Below are 24,710 nucleotides of genomic sequence, written 5' to 3' on the forward strand. Positions count from 1 at the left end.
TGGCGGGTCGAGGACAGCCGCCGGGGCGCAGCGAATCGGGCGGTCCGGGTAAAGCAGCTTTGCCCCTCAGGAAAGGTCGGCCGCGAGGGCCGTGACCACGGTGTCCGCCCAGCGCGCGGCGTCCACGTCCGGCGTCACCGTCTCGCTGGCATCGATCCGTAGCATGGGCAGCAGCTCACGCAGTCCCAACTCGACGAACAGCTCCTGCATCAGCTCGCCGCCGCCGCAATAGGTATCGCCATAGCTGGAGTCGCCGAGGGCCAGCACGGCCCCCGGCCGGCCGCGCCACGGCGGCAGACGATCGCGCAGCTGGAAGTACAGGGTTTCCAGGTTGGCCGGCAACTCACCCATGCCGGTCGTCGAGGTGATGGCCAGCAGCGCCTCGGGGGCAAAGGCCTCCAGACTGGCGAGATCGGCATTCGGCTGGTGCCAGACCTCATGGCCCGCCGCGGTCAGCCGGGCCTTCACCTGGCGCGCGATGTCTTCCGCGGTACCGAATACCGATCCATTCAAGAGTGCGACTTTCATGCAGACCTCGAGCTGTGACGGCCGGTCAGTATGCCTCGAACGAGGTCGTTCTTGCGCCCCTGCGATCCTGGAAACGTCAGGCGCTGCCACGCTGTCTCAAGGCTTGCTATGCTAGCGGCGCCTGCTACCCCAGGCATTCTTTCGCCACCTCGCTCGCCTATCCGGCAGCTTGACGGCGTCCGGCCTATCCGGCCCGATCGCCCGGAGTTGATGCATGAACCAGCCCGTTACCCTCATGGTCGCGCGCCGCGTCGCGGCCGGCCAATACGACGCCTTCCTGGTCTGGCTGCGCGAAGGCGAAGCCCTGGCGACGGCTTATCCCGGTTATCTCGGCTCGGGTGTCCTGACCCCGCCGCCCGGTGACAACCTGGTGCAGATCATCTTCCGCTTCGCCTGCCCGCGCACCCTCGACGAGTGGGAACACTCCGAGACGCGACGCCGCTGGCTGGAGCGTGGCCAGGGCCTGTTCGAAGCCCCTCAGGCACGGCGTGCCCAGGGCATGGACGACTGGTTCGGCACTGGCCTGCAGGCTCCGCCCCGCTGGAAGCAGAGTATCGCCGTCTGGCTGGCCTTCTTTCCCATCTCGCTGCTGTTCAATGCCGCCTTCGGCGACTATCTCGCGCACCTGCCGTTGTTGCCGCGCATCCTGCTGAGTACCCTGATCCTCACGCCGGTGATGGTCTGCGTCTTCATTCCGCTGATCACGCGGGCGCTCAAGGGCTGGCTGCATGGCGCCCCCTCCCGCGCCGATCATCTCAGAGGTGGTGCCCGCTAGATCGGCAGGGATCGGCCTGCTGCCTGATGAGTCGAATGCGTACAATAGGGAGTCAGCTCCCTGGCCGCTTCGCTCATCAGGATCGGGTACCGTCCATGTCAGCAACCCTTCCCCTTCTGGTCACCGGCGCCAATCGCCGTGTCGGCCTCGCCCTGACCCGTCGACTGCTCGCCGCAGGCCAACCGGTCATCGCTGTCTACCGCAGCAATCCAGGGCCGCTGCGCGAGCTGGAGATCGAGGCCTATCAGGTCGACCTGGCCGAAGAGATGCAACGCACTGCCCTGCTGCAGCAACTGCACGAACGCCATCAGGCCCTGCGTGGCATCGTGCACAACGCCTCGGTGTGGGCGGAGGATGGCCTGGACAATCTGCGCCTGCTCTATCGCCTGCACCTGGAAGCGCCCTATCACCTCAACCTGGGCCTGCAGGATCTGCTGCTGGCCGCACCGCGCGCCGACATCATCCATATCGGCGACGACAGTGCGACCCGCGGCAGCCGCAACCACATAGGCTACGCCGCCACCAAGGCCGCCCTTCATAACCTGACGCTGTCCTTCGCCGAAGCCCTGGCCCCCACCGTAAGAGTCAACACCATCGCCCCGGGCCTGCTGATCTTCAAGGAAGGCGCCGACGAGGCCTATCGCCAGGCCACTTTGGACAAGGCATTGCTGGATTTCGAACCCGGCGCCGATCCCATCGTGGATACCGTGCTTTATCTGCTGTCGACCCAGTACGCGACCGGCAGCACCTTCACCGTCAACGGCGGGCGCCATCTGCGCCACGGCCGCCGCTAGCCCGAGGAGTCACCCATGACCGAACAAGATCGCCTGGAACTGGAGGCCGCGGCCTTCCGCACCCTGGTCCAGCACCTGCGCAAGCGCACCGATGTGCAGAACATCGACCTGATGAATCTCTCCGGCTTCTGCCGCAATTGCCTGTCCAAATGGTACAAGGCGGCCGCCGACGAGAAAGGCCTGGAGCTGAGCCTCGATGACGCCCGCGAGGCGGTCTACGGCATGCCCTATGCCGACTGGAAGGCCCAGCACCAGACCGAAGCCAGCCCCGCCCAGGCCGCCGCCTTCCAGGAGCGGCAGTCCAAATGAGCGACCTCTCCAGCTTCCGCGCCAGCCTTGCCAGCGGTACTCATGCATTCGCCGATACCCTGGCATTCGTCGCCGCGCACTACCACTACCAGCCCACCGCCTTTCACAACGGCGAGGTGCACAACGCAGCCGGCCAGAACGAAGGCTCCTGCCAGACCCTGGGTCTGGCCAAGCTCGAAGGCCTGAGCGACGAAGAGGCCTTGCTGGCCTTTGGCGAGCACTATCGCAGCGTGCTGCAGACCCCCGAGGGCAGCGACCACGCCAACATCCGCGCGCTCATCGCCCATGGCCTGGCCGGTGTCAGCTTCCAGGGCGAGCCCCTGAGTCGGCGCTAGGCATGTCGACGCCCATAAAAAAGCCCTGCAGATGCAGGGCTTTTTTATGGGACCGGGCTCAGACGGCAGCCGCGGGTCTCATGTAGGAGATGGGGGCCAGACCGGAGTCTTCGAAGGTCACCACTTCCCAGGCATCGCGATCGGCCAGCAGCGCGCGCAGCAGGCGATTGTTCATGGCGTGGCCGGACTTGTAGCCACGGAACTCGCCGATGAGGCTCTTGCCGAGCAGATAGAGGTCGCCGATGGCGTCGAGGATCTTGTGCTTGACGAATTCGTCCTCGTAGCGCAGGCCGTCTTCGTTGATCACACCCTTCTCGTCCACCACGATGGCATTGTCGACGCTGCCACCCAGGGCCAGGTTGTGCGAACGCAGGAATTCCAGGTCACGCATGAAGCCGAAGGTGCGGGCGCGACTGACTTCCTTGAGGAAGGAAGTGCTCGAGAAGTCCACCGAAGCCTTCTGGGTACGGTTGTTGACGACCGGATGATCGAAATCTATCTCGAAAGTCACCTTGAAGCCGTCGAAGGGCACGAAGGTAGCGCGCTTGTCGCCATCGACGACGCTCACTTCACGCTTGATGCGAATGAACTGCTTGGCCGCTTCCTGTTCCTGCAGACCTGCGGACTGGATCAGGAAGACGAAGGGACCGGCGCTACCGTCCATGATCGGGACTTCGACCGCCGACAGTTCGACGTAGGCATTGTCGATCCCCAGGCCGGCCATGGCCGACAGCAGGTGCTCGACGGTACCGACCTTGACGCCGTCATCGCTGAACAGGTTGGTCGACATGGTGGTTTCACCCACGTTCTCAGCCCAGGCCGGAATTTCCACGACCGGATCGAGATCGGTACGACGGAACACGATGCCGGTGTCCACGGGAGCCGGTTTCAGGGTCAGGTATACCTTTTCCCCGGAATGCAGGCCCACGCCGGTCGCGCGGATGGTGTTCTTGAGGGTGCGTTGTCTAATCATGCCAGGGCCGCTCGGTCGCAGGGTGCGAATGGTGGTCAACGAAATCGCGATGATAACAGAAGCGAAAATCGATGCCCACTAATCACACCCGCGCTTGTGATACACCCGATCAATCAGCCTGGCGACGCAGGAAGGCCGGAATGTCCAGGTAATCCAGGTCGTCGTTTGGATTGACCTTGGCCGCCGCCGCCGAACCTCCAAGGTTCTGGCTACCACGACCGGAGCGCATCGAGGTCGGGTACTTGAGGTCGTCGTAGTTGACCGGCGCAGACTCCTGGCGAGCGGCGGCCAGGGTCTGGGTGGTGTTGTCCACGACCTTGACCGGCTTCTCGATGCGCGCGCCGAGGCCGGTAGCGACCACGGTGACGTGCAGTTCATCGCGCATTTCCGGATCGATGACCGCGCCGACCTTGACGGTGGCGTGCTCGGACGCGAAGTCTTCGATGATCTCGCCCACGGCAGCGTACTCGCCCAGGGACAGGTCCAGACCGGCGGTGATGTTGACCAGGATACCGCGAGCACCGTGCAGGTTGACGTCTTCCAGCAGCGGGTTGCGGATGGCGGCCTCGGTGGCCTCGCGTGCGCGGTTCGGGCCGCTGGCGTGGCCGGTACCCATCATGGCCATGCCCATCTCGCCCATCACGGTCTTGACGTCGGCGAAGTCGACGTTCATCAGGCCGGGACGCTGCATGATGTCGGAGATACCGCGAACGGCGCCGGCGAGGACGTCGTCGGCCTTGGCGAAGGCGGCCAGCAGGCTGGCGTCCTTGCCGAGGATGGTCAGCAGCTTCTCGTTGGGGATGGTGATCAGCGAGTCGACGCATTCGGACAGGGCGCGGATACCTTCATCGGCGACCTGCATGCGCTTGCGGCCTTCGAAGGGGAACGGCCGGGTGACCACGGCGACGGTCAGGATACCCATTTCCTTGGCGACCTCGGCGATGATCGGTGCGGCGCCGGTACCGGTGCCACCGCCCATGCCGGTGGTGATGAAGACCATGTCGGCGCCTTCGAGGACTTCGGCGATGCGCTCACGATCTTCCATGGCCGCCTGGCGACCGATTTCCGGGTTGGTGCCGGCACCCAGCCCCTTGGTGACGCCTGGGCCGAGTTGCAGCACGGTACGGGATGTGACGTTCTTCAGGGCCTGGGCGTCGGTATTTGCACAGATGAATTCGACGCCTTCGACTCCGCTTTTGACCATGTGGTTAACGGCGTTGCCACCGCCACCGCCCACGCCGATGACTTTGATCACGGCGCTTTGTGGAATGTTGTCTACGAGTTCGAACATGGTCCCCTCTCTTCCTTTCGGATCTTCGCCTACTGCCGCGGTTTAATTGTGAATTACAAGTTGCCCTGGACCCAACGCTTTATGCGTTCCAGGACTGTGGATTTGGTTTCGCTGCTATATCCGCCAGAAACAACCGGCAAAGGATCGGTCTGTTTTTGCAGACCATAAAGCAACAAGCCGACGCCTGTGGAATAGATAGGATTGCTGACGACATCCGTCAGTCCCTTCACCGTCTGGGGCACCCCCAGGCGTACTGGCATATGGAAAATCTCTTCGGCCAGCTCGACCGCGCCTTCCATCTTCGCGGTACCACCGGTGAGTACGATCCCTGCCGGGATCAGATCCTCGTAACCACTGCGGCGCAATTCCGCTTGCACCAACGTAAATAGCTCATCGTAACGGGGCTCGACCACTTCTGCGAGAGCCTGACGCGATAATTCTCGCGGCGGACGATCACCTACGCTGGGAACCTTGATGGTTTCACCCGGGCCGGCCAGCTTCGCCAAGGCACAAGCATACCGAATCTTGATTTCTTCGGCATATTGCGTTGGGGTCCGCAACGCCATGGCGATGTCATTTGTGACTTGGTCGCCAGCAATAGGTATCACCGCGGTATGGCGAATGGCGCCCTCGGTAAAGATGGCGATATCGGTAGTGCCGCCGCCGATATCCACCAGGCAGACGCCCAATTCCTTTTCATCGTCGGTCAATACCGAATAGGCCGACGCCAATTGCTCGAGAATGATGTCGTCGACTTCCAGGCCGCAACGTCTGACGCACTTTTCGATGTTCTGGGCGGCGTTGACGGCGCAGGTCACGACATGGACCTTGGCCTCCAGGCGCACGCCGGACATGCCCAGGGGTTCACGCACCCCCTCCTGGTTGTCGATCACGTAGTCCTGGGCCAGGGTGTGCAGCACGCGCTGGTCGGCGGGAATGGCCACCGCCTGGGCGGCATCGAGCACTCGCTCGATGTCCGCGGGGCTCACTTCGCGGTCACGGATCGCCACGATGCCGTGGGAGTTCAGGCTGCGGATGTGATTGCCGGCAATGCCGACGAAGGCCGAATGGATCCGGCAACCGGCCATCAGCTGGGCTTCTTCGATGGCCCGCTGGATGGAGGCGACAGTGGATTCGATGTTGACCACCACGCCCTTCTTGAGCCCGCGCGACGGATGGGTGCCGATTCCGACGATCTCGATCTGACCATCGGAAGACACTTCGCCGACCAGAGCCACGACCTTGGAAGTGCCGATGTCGAGGCCGACGATCATCTTGCCGCTTTGCACGCTTGCCATAGTTAGAAACTTCTCCTCAATGCTTGGCCGGTTCGGTCACGGGGGCGGCGGCGATAGCGGGATCGCGCCAGGCCACGGCCAGACCGTTCGGATAGCGCAGGTCGATCCGCGCGATATTGTCCATCTGTGCCTTGAGCACCTGATCGTACAGGCGCATGAAGCGCCGCATCTTTTCCACCAGTTGATCGCGACCGAACACCAGTTCCAGGCCCTGACCGGTGGTGAGGTACCAGCTGCCACGCTCCTGCATTTCCAGCCGCGCCACGGTGTAACCGAGCGGCCGGAGCATCTGGCTGAACATCTGGTACTGCTGCATCACTTGCTGTTGCGCCCGCTTGGGCCCGTACAGCCGCGGTAGATTGTCATAGTTGGCCAGATCCTGCGGGGCAAAAGCCTCACCCTGGTTATTCAGCAGGGCCTCGTCGCCCCAACGGGCGATGGGCATCTGCTCTTCCAGGCGGATGCTGATCTCGTCCGGCCAGACCCGGCGCACCTCGGCATGGGCGATCCAGGGCATGGTCTCCAGCTCGTGGCGCATGTCGGCCAGGTCGACCTGGAAGAAGGTGGTGCCCACGAAGGGCGCGATTCGCTGCTGCACCGCCTGCTGGCTGATGTAGGACAGATCGCCCTTGACGCTGACCTTGGCGATCGGCCGGTCGGCGTAGGGCAGCAACTTCTGGGCGCCTTCGTAGGTACCGAAGCCCAGGCCCAGCAGCAGGAACGGCCAGAGGATGCGCTTGAGCAGCCCCAGGCTCGGACGTGGCAGACGGACCGATAGCGGCTCTTCGGCGACCAGGCGGCTCGCACCACGCGGCTCGACCTGCCGCGAGCGGCCGAAGGGTTGGCTGTGACGTAGGGTGGCGACCAAGGTTCAGCCCTCCACGTGTGCGCCGGCGACGGGGGTCGCCGGCAGGAAAGAGGAAAGGTGACGGCTCATGCCGAGCCTCCTGCCGGCGCGGTGGCGCCGGCGAACAACGGGTGCTTGAGCAACTGGGGCGCCAGGGCGCCGATATCGCCGGCGCCCTGGCAGAGCAGGATGTCGCCGGGACGCAGCAGGGGCTTGACCAGTGGCGCGATGTTGGCGCCCCGCTCCACGTAGATGGGATCGAGCTGGCCACGCTGGCGGATGCTGTGGCAGAGCTGGCGGCTGTCGGCGCCGGGAATGGGCTCCTCGCCGGCCGGATAGACTTCCATCAGCAGCAGGACATTGGCGTCGGCCAGGACCTGGACGAAGTCCTCGTAGAGATCGCGGGTACGGCTGAAACGGTGCGGCTGATAGACCATCACCAGCCGGCGCTCGGGCCAGCCACCGCGCACGGCCTTGATCACCGCGGCGACTTCGCGCGGATGGTGGCCGTAGTCGTCCACCAGCATGACGCTGCCACCGGCGACCGGCAGGTCGCCATAGACCTGGAAGCGCCGCCCTACCCCCTGGAAGCCGGACAGGCCATTGCGAATGGCCTCGTCGCTGACGCCCTCGTCGGTGGCGATGGCGATGGTGGCCAGGGCGTTGAGCACGTTATGCACGCCGGGCATGTTGACCGACACGGCGAGGGGCGCATGGCCGTCGCGCAGCACGGTGAAATGGGTGCGCATGCCTTCCTGGCGGATGTCCACGGCGCGCACGTCGGCGTCTTCGGCAGTGCCGTAGGTGACGGTGGGCCGGGCGACCTGGGGAATGATCTCGCGGACCACCGGGTCGTCGACGCAGAGCACGGCCAGGCCATAGAACGGCAGGTTGTGCAGGAAGTCGACGAAGGTACGCTTGAGCCGATTGAAGTCACCTTCGTAGGTGCTCATGTGGTCGGCGTCGATGTTGGTGACCACGGCGACCATGGGCTGCAGGTGCAGGAAGCTGGCGTCGCTCTCGTCGGCCTCGGCCACCAGGTAACGGCTGGTGCCGAGCTGGGCATTGGTGCCGGCGGCGTTGAGGCGACCACCGATGACGAAGGTGGGGTCCAGGCCTTCGGCGGCGAACACCGACGCGATGAGGCTGGTGGTGGTGGTCTTGCCATGGGTACCGGCGACGGCGATGCCGTGACGATAACGCATCAGCTCGGCGAGCATCTCGGCGCGTGGCACCACGGGAATGCGCTGGTCGAGGGCGGCGGACACCTCGGGGTTGGACTTGTTGATGGCGCTGGATACCACCAGCACATCGACCTGGTCCAGGTTCTCGGCGCGATGGCCAATGTAGATGCGCGCACCGAACTGCTGCAGGCGCGCGGTCACCGCGGATTCCTTGAGGTCCGACCCCGAGACTTCGTAGCCCAGGTTCAGCAGCACCTCGGCGATCCCGCACATGCCGACGCCGCCGATCCCGACGAAATGGATGCGCCGGATGCTGCGCATACGCCGAACTTCGGCCTGAATGGCGCTTTGCGACTTAACCACGAGCCACCTCCAGGCAGGCGTCCACTACCGCGCGGGTAGCCTCGGGTTTGGCCAGGGCACGGCTGCGGGTGGCCATGTCGGCGAGACGTTCGGGATGCATCAGAACCTCGGTGAGCTGCGCGGCGAGATCCGCCGGGCGGGTGGAATGTTGGGGCAGCACCACGCCGGCACCGGCACGCTCCAAGAAGCGGGCGTTGCTGGTCTGGTGGTCGTCGATGGCGTGGGGCAAGGGAATCAACAGCGCCGGCAGGCCGGTGGCGGTCAGCTCGGCCACGGTCAGGGCGCCGGCGCGGCAGATCACCAGGTCGGCCCAGGCGTAGGCGGCGGCCATGTCGCCGATGAAGGGCTGGACCTCGGCCTCGACGGCGGCCTGGGCATAACGCTCGGCGGTGACTTCGGCATGCTGGCGACCGGCCTGGTGGCGGACCTGCGGGCGCAGTCCGGCCGGCAGTTGCGCCAGGGCCTCGGGCAGCAGCTTGTTCAGCGGCTCGGCGCCCAGGCTGCCACCCAGCACCAACAGATTGGCCGGACGCGCGTCCAGCGGCGCACGAGTGACCGCATTGAAGAGTTCGGCCCGTACCGGATTGCCGGTGGACAGGCGCTTGGCCGAGGCCGGGAAGGTCTCGGGGAAGCCTTCGCAGACGCGCGCGGCCAGGGGCACCAGCATGCGGTTGGCGGTACCGGCGTGGGCGTTCTGCTCGTGGATCACCAACGGGATGTTGCACAGCTTGGCCGCCAGGCCGCCGGGACCGGTGACGAAGCCACCCAGGCCCAGCACGCAGACCGGCTTGAGCCGGCGCATCAGGCCGACGGCCTGCAACAGCGCGCCGCTCAGTTGCAGCGGGGCCTTCACCAGGGAGCGCACCCCCTTGCCCCGCAGGCCGGTGACCTGGATGTGGTGCAGGGGGATGCCGGCCTTGGGCACCACGTCGTTCTCGATGCCGCGCGGGGTGCCGAGCCAGTGCACGGTGTAGCCGCGCGCCTGGAATTCCCGGGCGCAGGCCAGTGCGGGGAAGACGTGCCCGCCGGTGCCACCGGCCATGATCAGGACGTTAGCGGACATCGGCGAAATCCTCTTCGGTGAATTCCACATCCTCGGTATCCACCAGCGTTCGGCGCTCCCACTCGATGCGCAGCAGCAAGCCCATGCTCACGCAGCAGATCACCAGAGAGCTGCCGCCGTAGCTGAGGAAGGGCAGCGTCAGCCCCTTGGTGGGTAGCAGACCGACGTTCACGCCGATGTTGATCAGGAACTGGCCGATCCACAGCATCGACAGGCCGTAGGCGACATAGGCCGAGAAGAACTGCTTGGACTGCTCCGCCCAGTGGCCGATGAACAGGCCGCGGACGCAGACGAAAAGGAACAGGCCGACGGTGGCCATGGCGCCGATCAGGCCCAGCTCCTCGGCCAGCACGGCGAAGAGGAAGTCGGTATGGGCTTCGGGCAGGTAGAACTGCTTCTGGATGCTGTTGCCCAGCCCCAGGCCGGTCCAGCCGCCACGACCGAAGGCGATCAGCGCCTGGGTCAGCTGGTAGCCGGAACCGAACTGGTCGGCCCAGGGATCGGTGAAGGTGATCAGGCGCTGCATCCGGTAAGACTGGGTCTGCACCAGGACAAACACCGCCAGCACCGCCAGGGCGACCATCAGCAGGAAGCGGAACAGGCCGACACCGCCGAGGAACAGCATGGCGCCGGCAGCGCCCATCATCACCACGGTGGCACCGAAGTCGGGTTCGCGCAGCAGCAGCATGGCCATCGGCAGCAGGACGATGAAGGGCTTGAAGAAGCCTGCCCAGGTGTGGCGCACCTCGTGCTGGCGACGGACCAGGTAGCCGGCCAGGTAGAGCACCACGAAGACCTTGGCGACCTCGGACGGCTGCACGTTGAAGAAACCGAAGCCGATCCAGCGCAGGGAGCCGTTCACCTCGCGACCGATACCGGGCACCAGCACCGCGACCAGTAGCAGGAAGGCGATGATCAGCAAGGGAAAGCCGAAGCGCTGCCAGGTGGCCATGGGGATCAGCATCACCACGCCACAGGAGACGAAGCCGATGGCCAGGTAGATGAGGTGGCGGTACATGAAGTACAGCGGGTTGCCGGACTGGGCGGCGGCGACCTCGGACGAGGCCGAGGTGACCATGACCAGGCCCAGGCCGAGCAGCAGCAGGCAGCCGGCCAGCAACGGGAAGTCGAGGTCGATGCCGTGGCGACTGGCCAATGGCGAAGGATAGGGACGCAGCAGGCTGAGGATCATGCCAAGTCCCCCACGGCCTGGGCGAACAGCCGTCCGCGCTCTTCGAAATTGCGGAACATGTCGAGGCTGGCGCAGGCCGGCGACAGCAGCACGGCGTCGCCTGGCTGGGCCAGCCGGCGGCTCTCGGCCACGGCTTCGTCCAGGGTGGTGACACGCACCTCTCGCACCGTGGCCGGCAGAATTTCGGCGATCCGTGCCGCATCGCGACCCAGCAGCACCACGGCGCGGCAGTACCGGCCGATGGGCTCGCGCAGGGCACTGAAGTCGGCACCCTTGCCGTCGCCACCGGCGATCAGCACCAGTTGGCCGGCGATGTCGTCGCCCAGGCCTTCGACGGCCGCCAGGGCGGCGCCGACGTTGGTCGCCTTGGAGTCGTTGTAATAGTTGACGCCAGCCACCTCGCCCACCCATTGGCAGCGGTGCTCCAGGCCGCGAAAGGCACGCAGGGCCTCCAGCATGGAATCCAGCGGCAGTCCGGCGGCCTGGCCCAGCGCCAGCGCGGCCAGGGCATTGCTGTGATTGTGGGTGCCGCGGATCTTGAGTTCCTCGACGTCCAGCAGGTTGTCGAAGGCCAGCGCCAGGTAGCGGCGGCCCTCCTCCTCGCGAATACCGAAGGCACGAAAATCGGGACGTCCCAGGCCGAAGGTCAGGCAGGGCACGCCATCGGCGATCAGGGGCCGCGACAGCGGATCGTCGCGATTCACCACCACCTGGTGGGCGCCGCGGAAGATGCGGTGCTTGGCCTGGTGGTAGGCCGGCATGCCGGTGTAGCGATCCATGTGGTCTTCGCTGACGTTGAGCACCGTGGCCACCTCGGCGTTCAGGCGCTCGCAGGTTTCCAGTTGGAAGCTCGACAGCTCCAGGACGTAGAGTTCGACGTCATCGGCCAGCAGGTCCAGCGCCGGGGTACCGAGGTTGCCGCCCACGGCCACGCGCTTGCCGGCGCGTTGCGCCATGTCGCCGACCAGGGTGGTGACGGTGCTCTTGGCATTGGAACCGGTGATGGCGACGATGGGTGCCTGGGCATGGCGCGCGAACAGGTCGATGTCGCCCGACAGCCGTACGCCACGGGCAGCCGCCTGCTGTAGGGCCGGCGTTTCCAGGGCCAGGCCGGGACTCACGTAGAGTTCGGCGGCGCGGCAGAGGAAGTCGGCATCCAGCTCACCGCAGCGCACCTCGACCTGGGGATACTCGGTTCTCAGGGTCGCGAGTTCCGGCGGCTGTTCCCGCGTGTCGGCCACGGCAAAGGGCACGCCCCGGCGCGTGAGGAAGCGCACCAGCGACATGCCACTCTTGCCGAGGCCGACGACGATCCGGAACTGGTCGGAAGCGATGAGCACTGGGATTACCTCAGCTTCAGGGTGGCGAGACCGAACAGCACCAGGATCACGGTGATGATCCAGAAGCGCACGATGACCCGGGGTTCGGGCCAGCCCTTCAATTCGAAATGGTGGTGGATCGGCGCCATGCGGAAGACGCGCTTGCCGGTCAACTTGAAGGAGGCGACCTGGATGACCACCGAGAGGGTCTCCATGACGAAGACGCCGCCCATGATGAACAGAACCACTTCCTGGCGGACGATGACGGCGATGGTGCCGAGGGCGGCGCCCAGCGCCAGGGCGCCGACGTCACCCATGAAGACCATGGCCGGATAGGTGTTGAACCAGAGGAAACCCAGGCCCGCGCCGATCAGGGCGCCGCAGAAGACGATCAGCTCGCCGGAGCCTTCCACGTAGGGGATCAGCAGGTAGTCGGCGAACTTCACGTTGCCCGACAGGTAGCAGAAGATGCCCAGGGCGCCGCCGACCATCACGGTGGGCATGATCGCCAGGCCGTCGAGGCCATCGGTGAGGTTGACCGCGTTGCTGGAGCCGACGATGACGAAGTAGGTCAGCACAACGAAGAAAATCCCCAGCGGGATCTCGATGTTCTTCAGCAGCGGCAGGATCAGCGTCGTTTCGATCGGCGCCTTGGCCGTCATGTAGAGGAAGATCGCCGCCCCCAGGCCGAACACCGATTGCCAGAAGTACTTCCAGCGGCTGGGCAGGCCCCGGGAGTTCTTCTCGATCACCTTGCGATAGTCGTCGACCCAGCCGATGGCGCCGAACAGGAAGGTCACGGCCAGCACGGTCCAGACATAGCGATTGTGCAGATCGGCCCACAGCAGGGTGCTGATGCCGATGGTGGTCAGGATCAGGGCGCCGCCCATGGTGGGGGTGCCGGATTTGGACAGGTGCGACTGGGGACCATCGTTGCGCACGGCCTGGCCGATCTGGCGAATCTGCAGGGTGCGGATCATCCAGGGGCCGAGCCACAACGACAGCAACAGGGCGGTGAGCACGCCCAGAATGCCGCGCAGGCTGAGGTATTGAAAGACGGCGAAGCCTTTGTAGAACTGTTGCAGGAACTCCGCCAACAGCAGCAGCATCAGTGTTTCTCCTCGGTATTGATGGCGCAGAGCGCAGCGACGACCTTGTCCATCGCGGCACTGCGGGATCCCTTGATCAGCAGGGTGGTTCCGGCCCGGTCCTCGTCCGCCAGGGCCTCGATCAGCTGTTCGCGATCGGCGAAATGCCGGGCCTCGGCGCCATAGGCGCGGGCGGCATGGGCCATCGCGGGGCCGACGCAGTAGAAGGCGTCCACCTTGCCGCGGGCGTGGTCGCCCACGTCGCGGTGGCCCTGCTCGGTCCATTCGCCCAATTCTGCGATGTCGCCCAGCACCACCACCCGGCGGCCCGGCAGGGCGGCCAGCAGGTCGATACCGGCCTTCACCGAAGCGGGGTTGGCGTTGTAGCTGTCGTCGATGACCTGGGCGCCGCGCTGGCTGGTCCGGGTCAGGGTGCGGCCCTGGACCGGCGCCGCTGCGGCGAGGCCAAGGGCGACGGTGGGCAGGTCGAGGCCCAGGCTGAGGGCCGCCGCGGCGGCGGCCAGGGCATTGCCGACGTTGTGGGCACCCAGCAGTTGCAGGGTGATGCGCGCCTCGCCTTGGGCGGTGTGCAGGGTGAAGCTTGGACGGCCCTGGCTATCCAGGCTCACCTCGGTGGCACGGACATCAGCGCGGACATCCAGGCCGAAGGCGACAACCTGGCGGCCGGTAGCGCGGCGCTGCCAGGTCGCGAAGGCGGCGTCGTCACGATTGAGCACCACGGTGCCCGCCTCGCCCACGCCTTCGATGATCTCGCCCTTGGCCTCGACGATGCGGTCGACGCCGCCGAACTCACCTACGTGAGCCTGACCGGCGTTGGTAATGATAACGACATCCGGGCGTGTCAGGCTCACGGTATAGGCGATGTCCCCGACGTGCGAAGCGCCCAGCTCGATGACGCCAAAGGCGTGCTCGGCGGCCAGTTGCAGCAGGGTCAGAGGCGCGCCGAGGTCGTTGTTCAGGTTGCCCTGGGTGGCCAGGGTCGGCCCCCGCTGACGCAGGACGGCAGCGAGCAATTCCTTGACCGTGGTCTTGCCACTGGAACCGGTCACGGCGGCGACCCGGCCCTGGAACAGATCACGGTTGAAGGCGCCCAGTCGGCCGAGCGCCAGGCGCGTATCGGCCACCACCAGCTGGGGCAGCTGAACCTCGGGGACGGCGCGCTCGACCAGGGCCGCGGCAGCGCCCTGGGCGGCCACGTCGGCCAGGTAGGCATGCCCATCGAAGCGGGGGCCGGTCAGGGCGACGAACAGCTGCCCGGCGACCGTCTTGCGGCTGTCAGTGCCGACGCCGTCGAACAGGGCATCGGCCCCCAGCAGATTGCCGGTCAGCGCCTCGGCCACTTCGGTCAGGGTGAAGGATCTAAGCATGCTGGCGCTCCCAGGCGGTCAGGGCCCGCTCGGCCTGGTCGAGATCGGAGAAGGGATGGCGGACACCGGCGATTTCCTGGTAAGGCTCATGGCCCTTGCCCGCCAGCACCACGATGTCTTGCGGCTTGGCCTCGGCGATCGCCAGGGCGATGGCGGCTTCGCGACGACCAGCGAAGCGCACCTGTTCGGGTTGCCGGAAACCGGCGCGGATGTCGGCGACGATGACGGCCGGATCTTCGGTGCGCGGGTTGTCGTCGGTCACCACCACCTGATCGGCCAGGCGCTCGGCCACGGCAGCCATTTCCGGACGCTTGCCACGATCGCGATCGCCACCGCAACCGAAGACGCAAACCAGCCGGCCAGCGGTGCCCACATGGGGGCGCAGTGCGGTGAGCACCTTGTCCAGGGCATCGGGAGTGTGGGCGTAGTCCACCACCACCAGCGGCCGACCGGCGCCGCCTAGGCGCTGCATGCGCCCGGCGGGGCCCTGCAGCTGCGGGAGGATGGCGAGGATGTCATCGAGCCGATGGCCCAGCCCCAGCAGGGCGCCAATGGCGGCAAGCAGATTGCTCAGGTTGAAGCGACCGATCAGTTGGCTGCGCAGCTCGCCTTCGCCTTGGGCGGTGACCAGCCGGGCACGCACGCCGTGGTCATCGAACTGGGTATCCTGGCAATAGAGACTGGCCGCCGGGTCGCTCAGGCTGTAGGTCAGGGTCGCCGCCGCACTGGGTCGCCCTGCCAGTTCCCGGCCGAAGGCATCGTCCAGATTGAGGACGCGGGTACCGAGTGCCGGCCAGGCAAACAATCTGGCCTTGGCTTCGCCATAGGCTTCCATGGTGCCGTGGAAATCGAGGTGGTCGCGGGTCAGATTGGTGAACACCGCCACCTTGAAGGCTAGCGCGGCCACCCGGCCCTGGGCCAGACCATGGGAAGAGACTTCCATGGCCACCGTAGCGGCACCGGCAGCGGCCAGCTCGGCCAGGGTCGCCTGCAGCTTGATGGCGTCCGGGGTGGTGTGGCGGCCTTCGGCGAGGGCGCCATGGAAGCCATTGCCCAGGGTGCCGACGATGCCGCAGCGCTGGCCGAGCAGGTCACAGCCCTGGGCGATCAGTTGGCTGACGCTGGTCTTGCCGTTGGTGCCGGTGACGCCAACCAGCGCCAGGCGCTGGCTGGGTTCGTCGTGGAAGCGACCGGCAATGGCGGAGAGCTGCCCAGCCAGGCCTTGGACGGGAATCAGGGGAAGGTTCAGCGCCGGTAGCGCGGGCGCGCCGTCCGCTTCATAGGCGATGGCGGCAGCGCCCTGCGCGGCGGCGGCGGCGATGTGGGTACGGCCGTCGCTGTGCAGCCCGGGGACGGCGAGGAACAGGAAGCCCGGACGGACTTCGCGACTGTCCAGCGCCAATCCGGCGATCTCGATGGCGGCGGTAGCGCCTGGCAGGAGATCGTTCAGCAGACGGCTCATCGATCACGCTCCCCGACCAGCAAGGTCCTGGCAGCGGCCTGGGCCTGCTGCTGTTGCACCGGCAGCGGCTGGAGGTTGTCCGGCTGGATGTTCATCAGGCGCAGGGCGCCGGACATCACCCGACTGAACACCGGCGCCGACACCACGCCACCGTAGTAGCCACCCTTGCTCGGACGATCAATCACCACCACCGCCGCCAGGCGCGGGTTGCTGGTGGGGCCGAAGCCGGCGAACAGGGAGCGATAGGAATTCTCGGCATAGCCGCGGGTGCCGGTGCTGGTCTTGCGCGCGGTACCGCTCTTGCCGGCGACGTGATAACCGGGCACCTGGGCGCGGAAGGCGCCGCCGGGGGCTTCCACCACCTGTTGCAACATGCCCTGCAGGGTCTTGGCGACCCGCTCGTCCACCACCTGGTCGCTGGCCGGTGCCTTGTCCAGGCGCACCATGGACAGCGGTACCGAGCGACCGTCGTTGGCCAGCACCGAATAGGCATGGGCCAGTTGCACGGCGGTCACCGCCAGGCCGTAGCCATAGGACAGGGTCGCCGTCTCGGCCGGACGCCAGTTGCGGTGGTTGGGCAGGTTGCCGACGCGCTCGCCGGGGAAGCCCAGGCCGGTGTCCTGGCCCAGACCCACGGCGCGCATGGCGTTGTAGATGTTTTCGCCACCGACGTCGAAGGCGATCTTGCTCATGCCGACGTTACTGGACTTGATGAGGATGCCGGTCAGGTCCAGGGCGCCGTCGCTGTGGGAGACGTCCTTGATGGTGTAGCGACCGATCTGCAGCGAGCCGGGATAGACGTTCACCTTGTCGGTAGGCTTCCAGCGGCCGCTGGCCAGTGCCGCGGTCATGGAGATCGGCTTCATCACCGAACCGGGTTCCATGACGTCGATCATCGCCCGGTTGCGCATGGCGGCCGGTTCGAGGCTACGACGGTTGTTGGGGTTGTAGGTGGGCATGTTGACCATGGCCAGGACCTCACCGGTCTTGACGTCGACGATGGTCAGGCTGCCTGCCTCGGCTTCGAACTGGGTCAGGGCGTTGCGCAGTTCCCGGGCGGCCAGGTACTGCAGGCGCAGGTCGATGGACAGCGCCAGGGTATTGCCCGGCTTGGCGTTCTTGGCGACCTGGACGTCACGGATCAGGCGGCCGCGGCGATCCTTGACCACCTGGCGGCGGCCCGGCACGCCGGCCAGCCACTCGTTGAACGCCAGTTCGATACCTTCGCGGCCGTGGTCGTCGATGTCGGTGAAGCCGACCACGTGAGCAGCCACTTCGCCAGCCGGGTAGAAACGACGAAATTCCTCGATGTCGTAGACACCAGGAATCTTGTGCGCCTTGACCTGCGTCATCACCGCCTCGCCCTGTTCGGGCGTCAGCCCCCGGGCGAGGTAGAGGAATTCCTTGCTGGCATTCTGCTCGATGCGCTTGGCCAGCTCCCCCCGAGGTTGCCCCACGGCATCGGCCAGGGTCGCCCAGCGATCCTCGGCGCCGATCAACTCCTTGGGATTGATCCATAGGGTGGTGACCGGGGTGCTCACGGCCAGCGGCTCGCCGTTGCGGTCGGTGATCAGGCCGCGGTGCGCGGGGATCGGGATGGTCCGCACGCTACGGGCGTCCCCCTGCCCCTTGAGGAAGGCGCGATCGATCACGTGCAGGTCGACGATGCGCCAGGCGATGGTACCGACCATGACCAACAACAGCCCGATGATCAGGCTGAAGCGCCAGGGCAGGCGCGCGATCAGGCCTTTCACGGATTGACCATCCGGATTTCGGTCGGATCGGGGATGCGCATCTGCAATTGACCGCTAGCCAGGGCCTCGACCCGGCTGTGGGCGGTCCAGGTGCTCTGCTCCAGCAGCAGCCGGCCGTACTCGGCCTGGGCCTTGTCGCGGATGGCCATCTCGCCGTAGAGGGTGTTGAGCAGTTGGCGGTTCCAATGGGCGCTGTAGGCCACCGCTACCGCCGAGAGCAGTACGCCCGCGAAGAGGATCAGCATGACGCTGCTGCCCAGGGGCAGTTTCTTCACGAAGAGGCGGCTCATTTCAGCTTCTCGGCAACGCGCATGACAGCGCTGCGGGCACGGGGATTGGCGGCGAGTTCGCCTTCGCTGGCATAGACCGGCTTGCCCAGCAGGCGCAGGGAGGGTTCGAAGACGCTGGCGCGGATGGGCAGGTCGCGCGGCAGCTGGTCGGCCTCGCCCTTGGCCAGCCGGCGCATGAATTGTTTGACGATGCGATCTTCCAGCGAATGGAAGCTGATCACCACCAGCCGCCCCCCGACCGCCAGTTGCTCGTAGGCCGCCTGCAGCCCCTGCTCCAGGTCGCTCAGTTCGCGGTTGATATAGATGCGCAGCCCCTGGAAGGCGCGCGTGGCCGGATGCTTGCCCTTTTCCCAGGCCGGATTGGCCTCGGTGAGCACCTTGGCCAGATCGCCGGTGCGTTCGAAGGGCTGGATTTCACGGCGCTGGACCACGGCGCGGGCCATGCGCTTGGCGAAACGCTCCTCGCCGAATTCTTTGAACACCTGGGCGATGTCAGCCTCGGGGGCCGTGGCGATCCAGGCCGCGGCGCTCTGGCCACGGGAGGGGTCCATGCGCATGTCCAGCGGACCGTCCTGCATGAAGCTGAAGCCCCGCTCGGGATCGTCGAGCTGGGGCGAGGAGACGCCAAGATCCAGCAGCACGCCGTCGACCTGGCCGGACCAGCCACGAGCGACGAGTTCATCGCCCAGTTCGGCGAAGCTGCGCTGGACGATCTCGAAACGGGAGTCTTCCACGGCTAGCGCCTGGCCGGCGGCGATTGCCTGGGGATCCTTGTCGAAGCCCAGCAGGCGCCCTTCCCCACCCAGCAGGCGCAGCACGGCCCGGCTGTGACCGCCGCGGCCGAAGGTACCGTCCAGGTAGCGGCCGGCAGGCTGGATCGCCAATGCCTGTACGGCCTCGTCCAGGAGAACGGAGACGTGCTGGAAGACTGGGTTCATGGTCACAGGATCAAATCGCGCATTTCATCCGGCATACCGCCGGGTTCCTTAATTGCCTGGAGATCCGCGTCGCACACGGCGCTCCAGGCGTCCTCATCCCATAACTGGAACTTGTTGAGCTGGCCGACCAGCATCACGCGCCGGTCCAGCTTGGCGTAGTCACGCAGACGCGGTGGCACCAGGAAGCGGCCACTGCCGTCGAGTTCCAGGTCCACCGCGTTGCCGATCAGCAAGCGCTGCAAGCGGCGAGTCTCCTCACGTAGCGAGGGCAACTGCCGCAGCTTGCTTTCGATGATTTCCCATTCGGGTAGCGGATAGACGCAGAGGCAGGGGTCGACGGCATCGATCGTCACGATGAGCTGGCCGGCACAACGCTCCATGAGCTCGTCGCGATACCGGCTCGGCATCGCGGCGCGCCCTTTGGCGTCGAGACTGATGGCGTTCGCTCCCCGGAACAATTTCGCGTCCTCTAATAGGCTGTCCTTGCCATTTAATCCCACTTCGCCCCACTTCGTACCACCGGACGCCACTATATTGAGGAGGCCCACTTTCAGTCAAGGCAAGCGAGGGGGTTCCCAGGCCGCGTGGGACGCGGATTTCAAGCAAATTGCACGAGTTCACGGCCAAGACGGACGACATCGATTTCCGACAAACGGAAATGAAGTCAATCAATTGGCGCAATTGATTAAAGTGATGTGTGAAGAGGGAGTTTTGACGCCAGGCGCGAGGGCCTGGAAAGAGGGAGTGCGAGAGCCGACCTGTAAGCCGGGTTCTGTCGAGGACAGTCATTCCTCTGGGACAACCATCGCTGGCTGCCTCTAGCGACCTACCCGAATCCAGCGCGGGCCACGCCTATGGATTCCTATTTGGTCTTGCTCCAGGTGGGGTTTACCTAGCCACGAACTGTTGCCAGCCGTGCGGTGCGCTCTTACCGCACCTTTTCACCCTTACCGGCGCTTGCGCGCTTAGGCGGTTATTTTCTGTGGCACTTTCCGTAGGCTCACGCCTCCCAGGCGTTACCTGGCACCTCGCCCTATGGAGCCCGGACTTTCCTCCCTCGCGATCCTTGCGGATCACGACAGCGACTGCCCGGTCGGCTCTCGCGGCGCAAGGGTATAGAGACTGGTGCCGGATAACAAGGAAAGATGTCCAGGAAACGCCAGTCACTCGGCTTTGCGTTCCAGGGCCAGCTGGTAGAGCAGGTTCTTGCGCGCACCGGTGATCTGCGCCGCCAGGGCCGCGGCGCGCTTGATCGGCAGCTCGGCCAGCAGCAGATCCAGGACCCGCAGCGTCTCGGCATCGACCTCGGCATCCTCGGGTGCCGCCCAGCCGGCCACCAGCAGCACGCATTCGCCGCGCTGCTGATCGAGGTCCTGGCGAATCCAGGCGAGCAGTTCCTCGGCAGGCAGCCCCCGCAGGGTCTCGAAGGTCTTGGTCAGCTCGCGGCCGAGCACGAGGTGCCGGTCGGGACCGAAGGTGGCCACCATGTCGGCGACGCACTCTTCGAGCCGATGGGGCGCCTCATAGAAGATGAGGGTGCGCGGATCTTCGCGCAGCGCGGCCAGTCGCCCCTGGCGCCCCACCGCCTTGGCCGGCAGGAAGCCCTCGAAGCTGAAGCGATCCGACGGCAGTCCGGCCGCCGACAGCGCCGCGATCAGGGCGCAGGCGCCCGGTATCGGCGAGACCTTGATGCCTTGGGCACGGGCCGCCCGCACCAGGTGGAAGCCCGGATCGGAGATCAGCGGCGTGCCCGCGTCGGAGATCAGGGCGACATCGTCCCCCGCCTGCAAACGGGTGATGAAGCGTCCGCCGGCATCGCGCTCGTTGTGATCGTGACAGGCCGCCAGCGGCGTTTCGATGCCGAAATGACGCAGCAAGCGGGACGAATGCCGGGTGTCTTCGGCGGCGATCAAGGCCACTTCGCGCAAGACCTTCAGCGCGCGTGCGGTGATGTCGTCCAGGTTGCCGATGGGGGTGGCAACCACATAAAGAGTACCCGGCGAAATCATGATGAAACCTGATGGACTGGAAATAGCCCAACAGTGTACGCCGCTCTCGCCCTCGGCGTTCGCAGCACCCGGGTGCTGTGAGACAATCGGCCTCTTTCCCGACCCTTGCTCAGGAACCACCGCATGAAGTTCCGCCTGCGTCCGCTGCTCTGCGCCACCGCCTTCGCCCTGCTCGCCGCGTGCAGCAGCACGCCCATGACGAGTAACCTCGGAGAGTTGCCTCAGCCCAGCCAGGCCAGCATCGAGCAACTGCTGAACCAGGCCGGCGCCAGTCAGTCGGAGCAGGCCAACCTGTTGCGCCTGACCGCGGCCGACAAGGCCTATGCCGAGCAGAATTCCCGCGAGGCACGGCAGATCCTCGGCTCCATCAATCTGGAAGGCCTCAAGCCGGCGCAGCAGATGTTCGCCCAGACCCTGCTGGCTCAGCTCGACCTGCTGGACAAGCAGCCGGCGCAGGCACTCAAGCGCTTCGACCACCCGAGCTTCGCTCAACTGGGCGAGCTGCCGGCCCAGCAGCAGATTCGTAGCGGCCTGACCAAGGCCGATGCCCTGGCGGCCAATAACCAGGCGCTGGCCGCGGTCCAGGAGCGGATCTTCCTTGGCCCGCTGCTCGATGGCGATGCCGCCCACGACAACCGTGAACAGATCTGGCAGTTGGTCACCAGCCTGCCGGACGCCCAGTTGCGCCAGAGCGTCAAGGACGCCGACCTCAATGGCTGGCTGGCCCTGGCCGCCGTCACCCGCGGCAACCTGGCCCTGGACCAGCAACTGGCCGCCATCGAGGAATGGCAGAAGCAGCATCCCGGCCATCCTGCCGCGCGGCAGTTGCCCGATGACCTGGAACGCCTGAAGACCCTGGCCCGCGAGCCGCTCAACCGCGTCGCCCTGCTGCTGCCACTGCAAGGGCAGCTTGCCGGGGTCGCCCGCGCCCTGCAGGACGGCTTCATGGCCGCCCGCTACGAAGCCCTGGCCGCCGGCCAGACCGCGCCAGCCGTGACAGTCTACGACAGTTCCCAGATCGGTACCCTGGACACCTTCTATCGCCAGGCCCAGGCGGCGGGTATCCAGCTGGTGGTGGGTCCCCTGGAGAAGAACCTGGTCAAGCAGCTGAGCGATCGCCCGCAGTTGCCGATCAACACCCTGGCCCTGAACTATGGCGACAGCCAGGGCGCCCAGCCGCCGCAGCTCTTCCAGTTCGGCCTGGCCGCCGAGGACGAAGCCCGCGAAGCCGCGCGCCGGGCCTGGGCCGATGGCAAGCGCAGTGCCGGCGCCATGGTGCCTCAAGGCGACTGGGGTACCCGCGTGCTGGCCGCCTTCCAGGATGAATGGCAGAAGTTGGGTGGGCGCCTGGTCGCCGCCGAGCGGATCGGCCAGCCGGTGGAGATCGCCAACCGCATCACCAGCCTGCTGCAGATGCGGCAGGGCATGGACTTCATCTTCCTCGCCGCCACACCGGCCCAGGCCCGGCAGATCAAGCCGATCCTGGCCTACCAGAACGCCCGCGACCTGCCGGTGTACGCCACCTCGAACCTCAACAGCGGGGTGAACGAGCCGGGCGTCAACCAGGACCTGAACGGCATCCTGTTCTGCGAAACGCCCTGGCTGCTCGACCCGAGCAATCCGCTGCGCGCCAAGATCACCGCCCAATGGCCCCAGGCCGGCACCAGCATCGGGCGCCTCTACGCCATGGGCGCCGACGCCTACCTGCTGGCATTGCATCTGCAGCAGCTCAAGGCACTGCCCAACTCCGAGCTGCCCGGACTCTCCGGCAACCTCAGCGTCGCGGCCGATCAGCGCGTGGTGCGCCACCTGCCCTGGGCGGAATTCCGCAACGGCACGGCCCAGCCGCTGCCCGCCGGCACCGCGCCGCTGCCGGCTAGCGATGTGCCACCGTCGCTCAGCACGCCGTGACCGAGGCCCCGCATCTCAAGCGTGGCAGGCAGGGCGAAGAACGCGCCCTGCAGCACCTCCAGGCGCGCGGCCTGCAACTGATCGCGCGCAACTGGCGCTGGCGTGGCGGTGAGCTCGATCTGGTCATGCTCGACGGCGATACAGTAGTATTCGTCGAGGTACGCGCCCGCAGGCACACCGCCTGGGGCGGCGCCGCGGAAAGCATAGATGCCCGCAAGCGGCAGCGACTGGTCAACAGCGCCGCCCTCTTTCTGCAATCCGAAGCGCGTTGGGCCAAGCGGCCCTGCCGGTTCGATGTGATCGCGATCGGCCCCGCGGCCGGCGCATCCCCTCAGGCTCTCGAATGGATCAAACAGGCCTTCGAGGCCTGAGGCCCTCCACTGCACAGGTCAAAGATATCGCGATGGACACCCACGCCCGCATCCAGAAACTCTTCCGGGACAGCATCGAAACCAAGCGTCAGGCCATGGAAGTCCTGATTCCTCATATCGATCTGGCCAGCCAAGTCATGGTCGCGGCCCTGCTCAACGAAGGCAAGATCCTCACCTGTGGCAATGGCGGCTCCGCCGGCGACGCCCAGCACTTCTCCTCCGAACTGCTGAATCGCTTCGAACGCGAACGCCCCAGCCTACCCGCCTTGGCGCTGACCACCGACACCTCGACGCTGACGTCCATCGCCAACGACTACAGCTACAACGAGGTGTTCTCCAAGCAGATCCGCGCCCTGGGTCAGCCCGGCGACATCCTCCTGGCCATCTCCACCAGTGGGAACTCGGCCAACGTCATCCAGGCGATCCAGGCCGCCCATGACCGCGAGATGACCGTGGTCGCTCTCACTGGCCGCGACGGCGGCGGCATGGCCTCGCTGCTACTGCCCGAAGACGTCGAGATCCGCGTGCCGGCCAAGGTTACCGCCCGCATCCAGGAAGTGCACCTGCTGGTGATCCACTGCCTGTGCGACCAGATCGATCAGCAACTGTTCGGAAGCGAAGAATGAAGAAAGCTCCCCTGCTCGCCCTCCTGGCGCTGTCCTTCGTCGTGGCCGGCTGCAGCAACGTGGTCACCGCCAGCCGCGACAAGCCCATCGACGACAACCGCGGCACCCGTACCCTGGGTAGCACCGTGGACGATGCCCTGATCGAGACCAAGGCCTCGGTCAACATCTCCAAGGCCAGCCCCGATCTCGCCAGCTCGCACATCGTGGTGGTGAGCTACAACGGCGTGGTGCTGATCGCCGGCCAGACGCCGCGGGCCGACCTCAAGGCCCTGGCCGAGCAAGCGGTGCGCAGCGTGCAGCGGGTCAAGACGGTCCACAACGAGCTGCAGGTGACCGCGAACTCCTCGCTGCTGGCGCGCAGCAACGATTCCTGGCTGACCACCCGCATCAAGACCCAGATGTTCGCCGACGAGGACATTCCCGGCTCGCGCATCAAGGTGGTGACGGAAAACGGCATCGTCTATCTGCTGGGCCTGGTGACCCAGCAGGAAGCCAACCACGCCGTGCAGCTGATCCAGAGCGTCTCGGGGGTCCAGCGCATCGTGAAGTTGTTCGAATACATCAACTGAGCCTTGCCCGCGCCCAAACAAAAGCCCCGCATC

25 protein-coding genes and 1 other RNA gene are annotated in these 24,710 nt (G+C 66.0%); 8 read left to right on the forward strand and 18 right to left on the reverse strand.

Features of this window, described 5'->3' with window-relative positions; genetic code table 11:
• Positions 1–66: 66 nt before the first annotated feature.
• Positions 67–528: a flavodoxin gene (locus AR540_RS16475; protein ID WP_059230288.1), complete on the reverse strand. Its 462-nt coding sequence runs from the start codon at positions 526–528 to the stop codon at positions 67–69.
• 214 nt (positions 529–742) lie between these two features.
• Here AR540_RS16475 and AR540_RS16480 point away from each other — a divergent pair, with 214 nt between their 5' ends.
• The 4 genes from AR540_RS16480 to AR540_RS16495 all read left to right on the forward strand — a co-directional run bounded on the left by AR540_RS16480 (position 743) and on the right by AR540_RS16495 (position 2,741).
• The gene (locus tag AR540_RS16480) at positions 743–1,303 is read left to right on the forward strand and encodes a hypothetical protein (RefSeq protein ID WP_059230289.1); all 561 of its coding nucleotides are present in this window, start codon (positions 743–745) and stop codon (positions 1,301–1,303) included.
• Between the two features lie 95 nt (positions 1,304–1,398).
• Positions 1,399–2,097, forward strand: a complete 699-nt coding sequence (gene folM / locus AR540_RS16485) for a dihydromonapterin reductase (RefSeq protein ID WP_059230290.1) — start codon at positions 1,399–1,401, stop codon at positions 2,095–2,097.
• A gap of 15 nt (positions 2,098–2,112) precedes the next feature.
• The gene (locus AR540_RS16490) at positions 2,113–2,406 is read left to right on the forward strand and encodes a DUF1244 domain-containing protein (RefSeq protein ID WP_059230291.1); all 294 of its coding nucleotides are present in this window, start codon (positions 2,113–2,115) and stop codon (positions 2,404–2,406) included.
• Complete coding sequence (locus AR540_RS16495; RefSeq protein WP_059230292.1) at positions 2,403–2,741, forward strand: HopJ type III effector protein; 339 nt, start codon at positions 2,403–2,405, stop codon at positions 2,739–2,741. The genes AR540_RS16490 and AR540_RS16495 overlap by 4 nt, the downstream gene beginning before the upstream one ends.
• Before the next feature lie 58 nt (positions 2,742–2,799).
• On the opposite strand, the gene lpxC is transcribed toward AR540_RS16495, so the two are convergent.
• From lpxC to rsmI, 17 genes are all read right to left on the reverse strand, one after another.
• Complete coding sequence (gene lpxC / locus AR540_RS16500) at positions 2,800–3,714, reverse strand: UDP-3-O-acyl-N-acetylglucosamine deacetylase (protein WP_059230293.1); 915 nt, start codon at positions 3,712–3,714, stop codon at positions 2,800–2,802.
• Between the two features lie 109 nt (positions 3,715–3,823).
• Positions 3,824–5,005, reverse strand: a complete 1,182-nt coding sequence (gene ftsZ, locus AR540_RS16505; RefSeq protein ID WP_059230294.1) for a cell division protein FtsZ — start codon at positions 5,003–5,005, stop codon at positions 3,824–3,826.
• 53 nt (positions 5,006–5,058) lie between these two features.
• Entirely contained in the window at positions 5,059–6,303 is a 1,245-nt protein-coding gene (gene ftsA / locus AR540_RS16510; RefSeq protein WP_059230295.1) for a cell division protein FtsA, read from the reverse strand.
• Positions 6,304–6,319: 16 nt separating this feature from the next.
• Positions 6,320–7,171 (reverse strand): cell division protein FtsQ/DivIB, encoded by an 852-nt coding sequence (locus AR540_RS16515; RefSeq protein WP_059230296.1) that lies wholly within the window; start codon positions 7,169–7,171, stop codon positions 6,320–6,322.
• A gap of 65 nt (positions 7,172–7,236) precedes the next feature.
• On the reverse strand, positions 7,237–8,655 hold the full coding sequence (gene murC / locus AR540_RS16520; RefSeq protein ID WP_059230297.1) for a UDP-N-acetylmuramate--L-alanine ligase: 1,419 nt from the start codon (positions 8,653–8,655) through the stop codon (positions 7,237–7,239).
• 34 nt (positions 8,656–8,689) lie between these two features.
• Complete coding sequence (murG, locus tag AR540_RS16525) at positions 8,690–9,760, reverse strand: undecaprenyldiphospho-muramoylpentapeptide beta-N-acetylglucosaminyltransferase (RefSeq protein ID WP_059230298.1); 1,071 nt, start codon at positions 9,758–9,760, stop codon at positions 8,690–8,692.
• Positions 9,750–10,949: a putative lipid II flippase FtsW gene (gene ftsW / locus AR540_RS16530; RefSeq protein ID WP_153014266.1), complete on the reverse strand. Its 1,200-nt coding sequence runs from the start codon at positions 10,947–10,949 to the stop codon at positions 9,750–9,752. Before ftsW ends, murG begins: the two co-directional genes overlap by 11 nt.
• The gene (gene murD, locus AR540_RS16535) at positions 10,949–12,292 is read right to left on the reverse strand and encodes a UDP-N-acetylmuramoyl-L-alanine--D-glutamate ligase (RefSeq protein ID WP_082707030.1); all 1,344 of its coding nucleotides are present in this window, start codon (positions 12,290–12,292) and stop codon (positions 10,949–10,951) included. The genes ftsW and murD overlap by 1 nt, the downstream gene beginning before the upstream one ends.
• A gap of 5 nt (positions 12,293–12,297) precedes the next feature.
• A complete protein-coding gene (mraY, locus tag AR540_RS16540; RefSeq protein WP_059230300.1) occupies positions 12,298–13,380 on the reverse strand; it encodes a phospho-N-acetylmuramoyl-pentapeptide-transferase in 1,083 nt (360 codons plus the stop codon).
• Positions 13,380–14,747 carry a UDP-N-acetylmuramoyl-tripeptide--D-alanyl-D-alanine ligase gene (locus tag AR540_RS16545; protein ID WP_059230301.1) on the reverse strand — a complete coding sequence of 456 codons (1,368 nt, stop codon included), beginning with the start codon at positions 14,745–14,747 and terminating at the stop codon, positions 13,380–13,382. Before AR540_RS16545 ends, mraY begins: the two co-directional genes overlap by 1 nt.
• Entirely contained in the window at positions 14,740–16,209 is a 1,470-nt protein-coding gene (locus tag AR540_RS16550) for a UDP-N-acetylmuramoyl-L-alanyl-D-glutamate--2,6-diaminopimelate ligase (protein WP_059230302.1), read from the reverse strand. Before AR540_RS16550 ends, AR540_RS16545 begins: the two co-directional genes overlap by 8 nt.
• Positions 16,206–17,900 carry a peptidoglycan D,D-transpeptidase FtsI family protein gene (locus AR540_RS16555; RefSeq protein ID WP_442963800.1) on the reverse strand — a complete coding sequence of 565 codons (1,695 nt, stop codon included), beginning with the start codon at positions 17,898–17,900 and terminating at the stop codon, positions 16,206–16,208. The genes AR540_RS16550 and AR540_RS16555 overlap by 4 nt, the downstream gene beginning before the upstream one ends.
• Before the next feature lie 59 nt (positions 17,901–17,959).
• Entirely contained in the window at positions 17,960–18,253 is a 294-nt protein-coding gene (gene ftsL, locus AR540_RS16560; RefSeq protein WP_059230304.1) for a cell division protein FtsL, read from the reverse strand.
• On the reverse strand, positions 18,250–19,191 hold the full coding sequence (rsmH, locus tag AR540_RS16565; protein ID WP_059230305.1) for a 16S rRNA (cytosine(1402)-N(4))-methyltransferase RsmH: 942 nt from the start codon (positions 19,189–19,191) through the stop codon (positions 18,250–18,252). Before rsmH ends, ftsL begins: the two co-directional genes overlap by 4 nt.
• Before the next feature lie 2 nt (positions 19,192–19,193).
• On the reverse strand, positions 19,194–19,649 hold the full coding sequence (gene mraZ / locus AR540_RS16570) for a division/cell wall cluster transcriptional repressor MraZ (protein WP_058763651.1): 456 nt from the start codon (positions 19,647–19,649) through the stop codon (positions 19,194–19,196).
• Positions 19,650–19,936: 287 nt separating this feature from the next.
• An RNA gene (gene rnpB, locus AR540_RS16575) (RNase P RNA component class A) lies at positions 19,937–20,292 on the reverse strand.
• 62 nt (positions 20,293–20,354) lie between these two features.
• On the reverse strand, positions 20,355–21,197 hold the full coding sequence (rsmI, locus tag AR540_RS16580) for a 16S rRNA (cytidine(1402)-2'-O)-methyltransferase (protein ID WP_442963801.1): 843 nt from the start codon (positions 21,195–21,197) through the stop codon (positions 20,355–20,357).
• A 126-nt stretch (positions 21,198–21,323) separates the two neighbouring features.
• Here rsmI and AR540_RS16585 point away from each other — a divergent pair, with 126 nt between their 5' ends.
• From AR540_RS16585 to AR540_RS16600, 4 genes are read left to right on the forward strand one after another with little or no spacing between them, the layout of a single operon-like run.
• Positions 21,324–23,111, forward strand: coding sequence for a penicillin-binding protein activator (locus AR540_RS16585; protein ID WP_059230307.1), 1,788 nt, complete (start codon positions 21,324–21,326; stop codon positions 23,109–23,111).
• Positions 23,108–23,482, forward strand: a complete 375-nt coding sequence (locus tag AR540_RS16590) for a YraN family protein (protein ID WP_059230308.1) — start codon at positions 23,108–23,110, stop codon at positions 23,480–23,482. The genes AR540_RS16585 and AR540_RS16590 overlap by 4 nt, the downstream gene beginning before the upstream one ends.
• Positions 23,483–23,514: 32 nt before the next feature.
• On the forward strand, positions 23,515–24,108 hold the full coding sequence (locus tag AR540_RS16595) for a phosphoheptose isomerase (RefSeq protein WP_007162067.1): 594 nt from the start codon (positions 23,515–23,517) through the stop codon (positions 24,106–24,108).
• Positions 24,105–24,677 (forward strand): BON domain-containing protein, encoded by a 573-nt coding sequence (locus AR540_RS16600; protein ID WP_059230309.1) that lies wholly within the window; start codon positions 24,105–24,107, stop codon positions 24,675–24,677. Before AR540_RS16595 ends, AR540_RS16600 begins: the two co-directional genes overlap by 4 nt.
• The last annotated feature ends 33 nt before the right edge of the window (positions 24,678–24,710 follow it).

The sequence above is a fragment of the Pseudomonas sp. EpS/L25 genome, assembly GCF_001512295.1.
Lineage (GTDB): Bacteria > Pseudomonadota > Gammaproteobacteria > Pseudomonadales > Pseudomonadaceae > Chryseomonas.